5 protein-coding genes and 1 tRNA gene are annotated in these 11,565 nt (G+C 62.6%); 2 read left to right on the forward strand and 4 right to left on the reverse strand.

Going from position 1 to position 11,565, the window contains the following annotated elements:
• Nucleotides 1-64 precede the first annotated feature (64 nt).
• The 4 genes from QM649_RS10875 to QM649_RS10890 form a co-directional block, all read right to left on the reverse strand.
• Nucleotides 65-3,571 (reverse strand): carboxypeptidase regulatory-like domain-containing protein, encoded by a 3,507-nt coding sequence (locus QM649_RS10875; RefSeq protein ID WP_415199065.1) that lies wholly within the window; start codon nucleotides 3,569-3,571, stop codon nucleotides 65-67.
• Nucleotides 3,572-4,160: 589 nt separating this feature from the next.
• A complete protein-coding gene (locus tag QM649_RS10880; RefSeq protein WP_415199066.1) occupies nucleotides 4,161-6,863 on the reverse strand; it encodes a glycosyl hydrolase 115 family protein in 2,703 nt (900 codons plus the stop codon).
• On the reverse strand, nucleotides 6,863-8,275 hold the full coding sequence (locus QM649_RS10885) for a family 43 glycosylhydrolase (protein ID WP_415199067.1): 1,413 nt from the start codon (nucleotides 8,273-8,275) through the stop codon (nucleotides 6,863-6,865). The genes QM649_RS10880 and QM649_RS10885 overlap by 1 nt, the downstream gene beginning before the upstream one ends.
• A 298-nt stretch (nucleotides 8,276-8,573) precedes the next feature.
• A tRNA-Ser gene (locus QM649_RS10890) sits at nucleotides 8,574-8,667 on the reverse strand.
• Between the two features lie 248 nt (nucleotides 8,668-8,915).
• Between QM649_RS10890 and QM649_RS10895 the strand changes: the two genes are divergently transcribed.
• Both QM649_RS10895 and QM649_RS10900 read left to right on the forward strand, forming a co-directional pair.
• A complete protein-coding gene (locus QM649_RS10895; protein WP_415199068.1) occupies nucleotides 8,916-9,848 on the forward strand; it encodes a hypothetical protein in 933 nt (310 codons plus the stop codon).
• 370 nt (nucleotides 9,849-10,218) lie between these two features.
• Nucleotides 10,219-11,511: an APC family permease gene (locus QM649_RS10900; RefSeq protein WP_415199069.1), complete on the forward strand. Its 1,293-nt coding sequence runs from the start codon at nucleotides 10,219-10,221 to the stop codon at nucleotides 11,509-11,511.
• Nucleotides 11,512-11,565 lie beyond the last annotated feature (54 nt).

Raw genomic sequence — 11,565 nt, forward strand, 5'->3', positions numbered from 1 at the left:
AGGGCGAACTGGCCACTGCATTGTACGGTCCTGTCGTACGGCTGCCCTTGCAGGCCGCCGGCAACTAGAACTCGACGCGAGCCCCGAACTGGATCGTACGGGGACCGACACTGGTGGTTGAGGTCGTCTGCCCGAAGGCAGAGTCACCCAGGTTGACATCCGGAAGCGAGAAGGCCGAGGCCGTGTTGATGACGTTGTAAGCTTCAGCACGGAACTTGAAGATCGCGCTCTTGTAGATAGCGAAGTTCTTTTCGAGCGCCGTGTCCACGTCGTGGGTGATCGCGTAACGGACGCTGCCGATATAGCGGGGAGCATTGCCGATCGCGAGACTGTTACCACTGCTCGCATAGCTGACCGCCGCGGTGTTGAAGTATCCGCCGGTGATGCTGCCCTTATGCTTGGCAAGGTCCTTCTCCGAGGTGATATTCGGACGGGCCACACCATAGTTGAAGTTGGTCAGCGAGCTGGTTTCGGTCAGGTGGATCGGCAGGCCGTCGTTGAAGCGCAGAATCGTGCTCCACTTCCAGCCGCCGATGGCGCCATCGAGCCAGCGGTTCATATCGCCGCCCCACTGCTTGCCACGGCCGAAGGGGAGATCCCAGTTCAGCGTGCCGGCAAAGGACTGCGGCATGTCGTGCGCAGAGATGGAGCGGTCGAGTCTTGGGTTGAAGACATCGCGAACCGCATCCGAGACCTCCCAGCTGTTGTTCTCGGAGGTGTTGTCAATCGCCTTCGACCACTGGTAGGTGAAGAGGGCGCTGACGCCATAGGCCATCCGCTGGTTGTACTTTACGGAGAGCGCATTGAAGCTGGAGCTGGAACCCGGCGTATCCGGCAGCTGGTTTACGCTGCTGAACTGCGGGTACTTCACCAGCGTCCGCCAATAGGGGATAGTCGAACCGTACAGAGAGCTGGTGGTGTCCGTGATCACATTCGCATACGGATTGGCCACTGTCTGGGTAAGTGCGGTGATGCCCTTGCTCAGCTGAGACGAGGGCAGCTGATCCAGGTTCTCAAAGACGCCACGGAGTAGCTGGCGGCCGAGGCTGCCGGCATAACCGACTTCGAGAACGCCGGCGCTGCTCAGCTGGTATTGCAGGTCGAGGCTGAAGTCCTGCACATACGGATTGTGGTGCTTGCGGAAGGTCGCATTCACGGCGTCACCGAGATCGGTGAGCGCGCCGAGGCTGCTGCCCGTGGGCTGCGTCAATCCATTCGGATAGGGGTTCGCAAGCAGGTTGGCAGGCGTCACACCGTCGCCGTTCTGCGTTGCCTCCCAGGTCGTGGTCGACGAGTAGCCATCGGAGCTGTCCTGCGCGTCGGAGCTGTAGGCGTAGGTGTTGGGGTTGTAGATGCCATAACCGGCGCGCGCTACCAGCTTGTCGGTGACCTTGAAGGCGAACGAGATGCGCGGATCGAAGTTCAGGTAGTTGGTATCCCACAGCCCGCGCTTCGAGGAGTTCAGGAAGCTGAGACCGCCGGTGAGCGTGGTGCCGTTGTCGGTCGTGGTGAGATCCGGATCGAAGTTGTTGAGGCGGTTGTAGCGCTCGGTGCGCGCTCCCTGCAGGTCATAGCGAAGACCAGCCGAGATCGTCAGACGATCGTTCACACGATACGTATCCTGCACATACAGGCCCCAGTTGAGCTGCTGCAGGTCGAGTTCCACCTGGTTGATGACCGTGCCGCTGCTGCCTGCGCCGAGGAGCAGCGAAGCAACGGAGTCGCCGGTGCCCGTGCCGGAAGCGCCGGGCGTCGGACCCGCCGTGATGCTGTCCGTAAAGTTGAAGGTGGGCGAGTAGAGGTCGTTCGGGTAGAGACGCTCGATCTCACCCATGAAGCCGAACTTGAGGCTGTGGCGGCTCAGCTGGCGCGAGATGTTGATCTGCAGGTTGTCGGTCTCGTGCGGCGTATCGGCATAGGCGCTGTTTCCGAGCTGCGCATAGTTATTGAAGGTGAACTCGGGCCAGGAATCCTTCTGCTGCCACTGGCCCACGGTCGAGGACGAAAAGCCAAGCTTGGTCGGGTCATACCCGATGCTGGGCGACGTATCCTGCTCGGTCCACTTGCCGTAGCTCACCACCGCGTTCACAACCCAGTCCGGCGTAGGCGTCCAGGTGTTGTTGATCAGGATCTCCTGGCGGAAATCATTTTCACCCTGCGCGTTGTTGAAGCCGGGCACCGTCGGGAAGTAGTTATAGGCCGGGTTGTACTGCCACGCCTTGGTGATACGGGCGAAGATCGTGTCCTTGGGGCTGATGACGTAGTCGCCACGAATATCGAACTTGTCGTAGTTCGAGGGATCCACGGAGTTCACATAGTAGTTGTAGGAAGTATTGTTGGCGTACTGCGCCATGGGTTCGGGGAAGAGCGAGGCGACCGTCTTGCCGACCGTATCCATGCGCGAAGCCGGGATGGCATTCGTGCCGTACTCCGACTCGAAGGTCTTACGGTTGCCGCTCGCATCCAGATTGAACGGATCGTACAGCGTGATGCCGGTACCGGTGTAATCGCCCGTGCGCTCGGCATCGGTGGGCATAATGCCGCTGTAGGAGTCGGCACTCGCCTGGCGAAGCCCTTCATAGGCTCCGAAGAAGAAAAACTTATCCTTCCAGACCGGTCCGCCGATGCTGCCGCCGAACTGGTTGCGCTGGTAGATTCCCTTGGCCACACCGGCGTGGTTGTTGCTCCAGGTATTGGCATCGAGATGGTCATTGCGGAAATACTCGAACGCGCTGCCGTGGAACTCGTTGCTGCCGGCCTTGGTAATCAGGCTGACCACGCCGCCGTCGGTATGGGTGAACTGCGCGTCATAGGCAGTACGCTGCACCTGCACTTCGGCGGTCGCATCCATGTTCGGGGTAGCAATCGCGCCGCCCAGGTCGGGAGCGACGATCGATGCGCCATCCACCAGGACCGACGTGCTCTCGTCGCGGCCGCCGTTCAGTGAAAAGCGGTTCTGATTCTGGTCCGTCATATACGCGTTCAGACCGGTACGGACCGAGACGACGCCCGCCGTGCTCTGCACCGCGAAAAGAGGATTGCGGAAGCTGGTCGGCATCAGTTCGAGCTGGCCGGATTCGATCGTGACTTCGCGGTTCGCAGTCTGCGTGTCGAGCTGGATCGGCGACGAGCTGACCTGCACCACCTGCGCGGCCGAACCGACCTGCAGCTGGACATCCTCCTCGGCGCGCTGGCTGCCGACGAGATTGATGCCGTTCTCGACGAAGTTCTTGTAACCGCTCATCGAGACCGTGATCTGGTAGTTGCCGGGCAGCAGCTGGTTCGCCGTGTAGAGACCGGAAGCATCCGTGGTCAGGGTACGGCTCTCATTCGTGTCGACGTTGCGGATGACCACGTTTGCGCCGTTGACGGCGCCGCCGGTCTGGTCGGTGACTGTACCGGTGATGGCGGCGGTAAAGCTCTGGGCCCGGAGCTGATGAACGGAGGCGGTGGGAAGAAAAAGAGAGGTAAAGAGTAGGAACGTCAGCTTGAGACGCGACGCTGACTTTTGTTTTGACTGGTAAGGACACTGCGCGTGGCCGGTAAGGCGGCCACAATCAGACTGACACATCTGCATCCTCCTGAAATCACTGCCTCGATCTATTGCTTTTGGAAACGACGGAAGGCCCTTGAACTGTCACTGCCGAACCCTGCCCGGATGGTGTGGGGGAGAACCAACCGAATCCGGCAGTGCAGCTTGTTGGAGGGACAGTACCCACCCCGACCGTGGGGAAGCTATGTATTTCACAGTCTCTTCACAGTGAAGCAGCTCCACGGCCCGGAAAGCCGGCGCATCAGCAAAAGCAAACAGAATCAGAAGGATAGTCGCGGTATACAGTATGCAAAACAGACTGAAAAGGCGGTTTCAGCCCGGCTCCAGGCCATGAAAAATCCAAGATGTGGAACAGGTGCGACCATGCAGGGATGCGCCTCATCGGTCAGAGCACGCGGTGCGAGGGCCGGGCTCGTCATAAAGGGCTGGTCCGATCGGGCATCCGCGGTTGCGCTTCCCCTCCGCGGCTTATCCCCACACGGCCGCGAGAAAAACAACCGTCTCCCCACCCTGTCATTCCGCCCGGAGCGCAGCGAAGTGAAGGAACCTGCGGCTCCCTCCGAGGATCCGACAGAACCGCAGGTTTCTCCACGGCGCGCGAATGCGCCTAGCGCTTCACCCCTGAACTTCCGGACAAAGTCTCGGGCGCGAAGGGATACGCCGGGACGGCTCCCGGAAATGTGACAGTGAGGTGCTCGAAGATGACGCCGGGATCGCCGGAACGAATCACCAGCGTGTGCTTGCCCGGAGCGAGAGTGCCCAACGGGGCGGTCTGCACCATCGCGTTGCGGAGCACGTTCAGCGACCACGCACTGAGATCCGGCCGGTGCGCCTCGGCCCCGGCGGCGTCGAGAAACACCGGAGGCTGATCGTCGATCGACATCGCATAACGCAGGCGCTGGCTGGAATCCACGGGGAAGGTCGGCAACAGATAAATGGAAGCCGTCGCCTCGCCGCCGCTCGTCACGGTGAAGTCGTAGCGGAGTGACGGGCTCTGCAACAGCGCCGCTGCCTTGCCGGACTCCGGCGCCGATACCCAGGCCGCAGGCTCCGCGGCCCCCGGCCGGTCAATCGAAACCGATCCTCCCTGAAGGTTCGAATCAGGAAGGCCAAGATCGGGCCAGATCTCCCACGCGCTCTCCGGAGTCCGCGCCGCAAAGTGCGTTGCGTCGATGGAGACGGTCCCGTACTTCTCGATGAAGCCATCTGCGGAAACTGCGGGAGCCTCGGCGCTCTTCGGCCCGCGCCAGTCACCCGGCAATTGCAGCGGAGCCGTGGCGAGCACGGTTGCCGTCTCCGGCATCTCGAAGACGCGCCGCTCGCGCGGAGAGGACGACATCATGCCGTCCCACTTGCCGCCCGCGAGGGCATTGTAGTCAGCGGTCAGGCTCTGCACACGATTGTAAGCAGCCTTCGCCTTGTCCGAATCCTGCGCGACGGCGTCAAAATCCCGGCTGTGCTGGTCGAGATAGCTGCGATCCGTCCACAGGAATTTGAGAGCGTGCGCACTCGACGCCTCGACCGGATAGCCCACCAGCTCGAAGAAGGCATCGCGATGCTCCGGCTGGAGCCTTTCGCCGATGGAGCGCGCCTCGTCGGCCAGCTGCGTCCACGCCGACATCATCTGTCGATTCTGGTCGCCCCACGCGAGCGGGTTGAACTCCGTCCGCTGCACCGCGTCGTCGTAGCCGTTAAAGCCCATGAATTCCGGCTTGCGGAGAAAGGTCAGCCGGTACCAGCGGTCCATAAGCGACGCCATGGCCTCGCCCTGCTGCGAGCCGAATTGCGCCGTGTACCAGCTGCGGAGATAGTCCGGCTGCGAGACGTCGCGGAATGTCGGCTCCTGCCAGGCCATGCGCAGGAAGTACTCGATGTCGCTCTCGGCGGGCTTGATGTCGCCGACGTTCAGCACCCACAGCTTTCGCACGCCGTGATCCCACGCCTTGGTCAGCTCCTCGCGCATGAGCGCGGGCGGCGTGCTGCACAGCCAGAGATAGTCGTGCGGCGTGCCCCAATAAGATACGTGGTAGTAGAGCGCATTGCCGCCGCTACGTGCCCGCTCCTCCGCGCTGGGCAGCTGCCGCAGATAGCCGAAATTGTCGTCTGTCCAGCCGAGCGTCACGTCCTCCGGCACCTTCATGCCGACGCGGTAGAGGTCGATCGACTCCTTGTAGAGCCAGATGACCTGCGGGATTTTTTCAAGATCCGGCCCAACACGCTTCGCGAGGATCGCACGCTGATCGGCGATGGCCTGCTCCACCAGCCGCGCCTTCACCTCATTGCTGCCTGTCGCCTCGAGGCCAGTGTCATGCTGGCCGCGCATGCCTACGGTGTAGAAGTTCTCGTACCCGCCGTTCGCCTTCAGTCCCTCGTCCCAATAGCGGTCGATGGCATCGCGATTGAGCTGGTAGTTCCACGGACCGTCGCGGCCCTCGTCCCACTCGCCCACGTTGTCGCGCAGCAGCGCCTCGGAGTGCGATGAGCCCATCACGATGCCCCATTCGCTTGCGAGCTTCGCATTCTTCGCCACGGCATGGAACGGCATGGTGCCCGGATGCATCGCCGGCCACAGCGTGTTCGCGTGCAGGCGCAGCAGCAGCTCGAAGACACGCGCATAGGTGTTGGGACCGATATTGCGCAGCGCCGGGTCCATCTTCTTCGCGGCCCACGGACGGATGCCCCAGTCCTCGTCATTGATGAAAATCCCGCGATACTGCACTGCGGGCGGCGCCTGCACAAAGGACGGCTGCGCCACGGCAGCGGAGCTGTGATGCGCGACCGGCACATCCGCCCACCAGCTCCACGGCGAAACGCCAATGGCCCGGCTCAGCCCGAAGAGCGCATACGCCGCGCCGCGCGGATCGCTGCCTGCAATCACCAGCGCACGCCGCACACCAGGCAGCGGATGATCGACGACGGTAACGCTTGCCGCTTCCCACTTGCCTGCAATGCTTGCGATATCAATCTTTCCGCTGCGCGCCAGCCCGTCGATCACAGCCGAATGGCCCAGCGTGCCGACGAGGATCAGCTCCCCGCCTTCGGGCTTGCTTTCGAGCAGCGGCTGCACACCGGAGACGGCGCGAATATCCTCCGCGAACGCACGCGCGGCCGTGTGCACCGGCGCGCTGTCTTCCTCCGCAACGTAGATCGCCGCCGCATGGCCATGGTCGAAGAGCGGAAAGGCCGCGGCATCGAACGCATGATCGAGCACCATGGCAGGCGCATCTGGATTCGTCTGCTGCGCCTGCGCAGAAGACATGAGCGCGGCAAAGCCAAGAACGATGGGCGAAAAACTCCAGCGGCGCCGCATCAGTACACATCCCATTCGAAGATCGAGACAGGAGTCGCCTGCACCGGAAATTCGAGCCGCAGATAACGCACACGCGGCAGCCCGGTGATCGTCACCGGCGAGCCCGCGTCGTCATCGGAGTCGTGATTCTCAACCGCAGTCCACGTCTTGCCGTCGACCGATGCGAGCAGCTTGAAGTGATACGGCTTCCACGCATACTCAAAGCGAATTTCAGTCCGGCTGGGCTCTACGACCTTGTGCAGGTCGAGTTCGAGCCACGGGTTCTTGTCCGCAGCCGCAGGGATCCAGCGCGTTGCGTAGTTGTCGTCGGTCACGCGCTTCGCATCATGGATCGCATCGAGCGATGACGAGGCCGAGGCCGTCGCTGGCAGGGCTCCGGCATCGCGTACTGTCTTGCGCAGCAGAGCCGGGCCCAGGTGCGTCGGCACGATCTTCTGCGGCTCACCGTCCACCGAAAAAGTCAGCTCGTCCATGCAGAGCTGCCTGCGCACAGAGCTGCTATCGAACGGCAGGCTATGCCGGTGGTAGACGATGTAGCTCTTTCCACCGCGCTCGAAGATGGCGTGATGACCGGGCCCAAGAATGCTGTTCGCCTCGTCGCTCACCAGCAGCGGGCTGTTCACGCCCTCGTGAAACGGCCCCATCGGCGAGCTGCCCACCGCATAGCGCACGTTGTAGGTCGAGTCCGTCGTCTTCCCTTCCGAATACATCAGGAAGTATTTGCCACCGTGCTTGTACAGAAACGGCGCTTCGAAATAATGTGCCGGGGTCACGTCACGCGGCTCGCCGTCGAAGGTCTTCATATCCGGCTTGAGCTTCACCACAAAGCAGTGGCCGTTCACCCAGTGCAGCCCCGATCCCCAGTACAGATAGGCCTGCCCGTCGGTATCGAGAAAAACCTCGGCATCGATCATGTGATAGCCGGGGCGATAGTTGCCGGGGATCAGCGGCTTGTTGCCGAGCGGATTCTTCCACGGCCCGGTGGGCGAGTCAGCCACACCCGTCCATACCTCGCTGCCCACGGCGACGTACATGTGATAGCGGCCGTTCTTCGCAATCACCGAGGGAGCCCACACCATGCTGTCACCCGAGGTCGGGCTGGTAGCCGCTTCCTTCGTCGGCCAGTTCAGCGAGCACCAGCTCCAATGCTCGAGATCGGCCGAGCGCCAGCAGCCGAGCGTGCGTCCGCCCCAGGGGTCTTCGGTCGCGTAGACGAAAGTGTCCTTCGCGGTCTGCAGCACGGAAGCATCCGCGTAATAGCCGGGAATGAAGGGATTCGGATGATGCGGCGCATCCCAGCGCGGCTGCGAAGCCGGCTTCGTTTCGGCGATCGCCGCGCCCATGCTTGTAAAAACGTTTACCAGCGCAACCAGAAAAATCCAGAACCGGAAGCTTCTCCGCAGTTGATTCAAAGGCCGACCGTCCTCTTCTTCTCGTCTCCCATTCGCAACGGCGCAGGCTGTGTGGGAGTGCTGCCAGTGTAGCCCAGCGATCTTTATCCCTCGGTCCCTCGGACCGGAGCGCAGCGAAGTGGCGAGGACGGCAGGGCATGTCCGCTCCGCAGACTATAAAACCGTCCTGCTCCGATCGAGATGACAAATCTCTCGATAGAAAAACAGATGGCCACGTCAGAGCTAAGCGGTGTGTTCTGTTTTTACTGTGAGGAATGATGGATTGCGGTGTTCGCAGAGCCTGGCAGCTCAAAAAATCTGGCGGAGAGAGAGGGATTCGAACCCTCGATAGAGCTTTACAACCCTATAACGGTTTAGCAAACCGCCGCCTTCAGCCTCTCGGCCATCTCTCCAGCACGCGATGAATCTCAGTATAGACGATTTATCGTCGCTGCCCAGCCCCGGCCGCGCTTTCCTCTCAGAATTTCCATCGCAATTTTCGTCACAGCTAGCCACACACGCCCAAAGCGCATCTCAGCAAGAGTACGGTCACGCCCGGGAAAGATGTCCCCCGGCGGGCAGCACGGTGTCCCGCGGTGTTCCTTCTTCCCCGAGGCCAATGGCCAAGGAAACTAATTCTGTAGAAGTGAGGGACACGATCATGGTTTCAGGCACCTGGAACAACACTGGCCGTCGCACCGTGGTGGGCTACTTCAGCAATGCAGAGGACGCGAACAACGCGATCCAGGATCTGATCACAGCCGGCTTCCGCTCGAGCAGCCTCGGCGCCGCCTTCCCCGGCACCAGCACCGATATCGACACAGAGATTCGTCCCGCCGTCGGCCCCAACGCGCCCGGCGCAGGCACCACCGTCTCCGGCCCGGCTTCAGGTTCGAGCGCGGTGACTCCGGCCGGCCTCTCCACCGGTGCTGGTACCGTTAACACCGGCGCATCGCGCCCCGGCCCCATCACCGGCTCGGATATCCCCAGCGAGCTGCCCAGCACCCTTCCGCACACCATTCAGAGCACGCTGCCCAGTACGCTCCATCCCAATCCGAATGCGCCGGTCGCCGGCGCTGTTCCGGCCTATCCGGCCACCGGCGTATCCCGCGACACGGTAAAGCCATCCAGCCATGGCAAGAGCTGGTCCGAGCGACTAAAGAATGTATTCGGTGGAGAAGAGCGGCGAGAGCGCGTCGTGCCGGCAAGCCCGGTCGACAAAACCAGCCAGAACTTCGGCACCGGCGAAGGCCACCTCGGCGTCTACCCCGAGGCCGACTACAGCTACTCTGACGCGGCCTTTGAGAGCGCCTTCTTTGGCATGGGCCTCGAGCCCTCCTACGCGCATCAGCTTGCTGGCCGTCTGGGTTCGGGAGGAGCCATCGTCACCATCGAAACCCTCACCGCGGTCGAGGCGGGCCAGGCCGAATCGCTGATGGAGCGCAATCACGGCTCTGTCCGGATGGACACCATGGCGACCATCCCCGCAGCCTCCGATCTCGCCGCCGAGCGCCGCATGCAGCTCTTTGGCCGCGTGCGCAGCGTCTATCCCGGCTACGTCTCGAGTGGCATGGCCACCCGCAAGGCTTCGTAAGCCTCAATCCCTTCTCACCAGAAACCCCGGCTCCGGCCGGGGTTTCTGCATTAGAACGGCCAGTCGTCCATTCAATCCATTCGTCGTGTCATCAGGACTTCCCCCGCTGTCATTCCGACCGAAGCGAAGCGAAGTGGACGGACTAAAGCGGAAGCCACGCGCCCCACGCAAAAATGCCCCCAAAGCCAGAGCCATCCGCGATAGTCTATGGACCCGGAAGGAAATTCCGGCCCCGACCATCCAGACTTCGCCCGCCTGCGCGGGTGTTATCAGGAGCACAGCCAAAGTCGTCCGCCTTCGCTCATCCGCAAACTCCCGGCCCGCACGTCGCGGCCTCCGGCTGATCCCTCTCGCCGCCGCCACCTACTTCATGGTCTCCGGCGGCCCCTATGGCATCGAAGACATCCTTGGAGGCGCGGGCTACCTCAAGGCGCTCGTCATCCTGCTGGTGCTGCCGCTGGTGTGGAGCGTGCCCACCGCATTAATGATCGGCGAGCTTGCCTCGGCGCTGCCCGATGAAGGCGGCTTCTACATCTGGGTCCGCCGCGCGCTCGGTCCTTTCTGGAGCTATCAGGAAGCCTGGCTCTCGCTCACGGCCAGCATCTTCGACATGGCCATCTACCCCACCATCTTTGTGCTCTACCTGAGCCGCCTCTTCCCGTCATGGACCGCAGGCTCACGAGGCACGCTGTGGGAACTGGCACTGATCGCCGTCTGCGCGATATGGAACCTGCGCGGCGCGCCCTCCGTGGGCCATGGATCGATGACGCTCTTCGTCATCCTGCTGGCGCCGTTCGCGGTGCTCGGGGTCGCGGCCTTGCATCACGGCTGGAGCCTGCACGCGCATGTGCTCTGGACATCGGCTCCCGCTGGCGGCGAGGGGCTTTCGACCGCGATCCTCGTCGCGCTCTGGAATTACATGGGCTGGGATAACGCTTCGACCGTGGCCCGCGAGGTTGAGAACCCGCAACGGAACTACCCACGCGCCATGCTCATCTCTGCGGGCGTGGTCGCGCTCACCTACGTGGTGCCGCTGGCCTCGGTCGCCTTCGCGGGGCTCGCCATCGCGCAGTTCACCACAGGCTCATGGACGGACGCCGCCACGCAGCTCGCCGGCCCATGGCTGGGCCTCGCCATCGTGATCGGAGGAACCATCACCGGCCTGGGCATGTTCAACGCGCTGATGATGAGCTACGCCCGCCTGCCCGTCGCGCTCGCCGAGGACGGCATGCTGCCGCCCGTCTTCACCGCCCGCAACGGACGCGGCGTGCCCTGGGTGGCGCTGATCGTCTGCGGCATCGCGTGGGCGCTGGCGCTGCAGTTCAGCTTCGAGCGGCTGATTTCGATCGACCTGATCCTTTACGGCGCGAGCCTCATCCTGGAATTCGTAGCGCTGATCGTGCTGCGCCTGCGCGAGCCGAACCTCGAGCGCCCTTTCAAAGCCGGAAACCTGGCCTGTGCCATCGCTCTCGGCGTGATGCCGACGGCGCTGATCGTCTACGCCGCCTTCGCCTCGCGCGACGAAAAGATGGGCCACATGCCCGCGCTCGCCTTCGGCGCCCTGGTCGCCGCGCTAGGACCGGTCTTCTACCTGATCTCGCGAAGCCTGTGGTCAGGAAAGAATGTGCCGGAAGAGCTGGCGGAAAGCAGCTACCAGCTATGAGCTTCTAGCTTCTAGCTTCTAGCTTCTAGCTTCTAGCTTCTAGCTTCTAGCTTC

It is taken from the genome of Silvibacterium sp. (assembly GCF_047605705.1).
Classification (GTDB): domain Bacteria; phylum Acidobacteriota; class Terriglobia; order Terriglobales; family Acidobacteriaceae; genus Silvibacterium.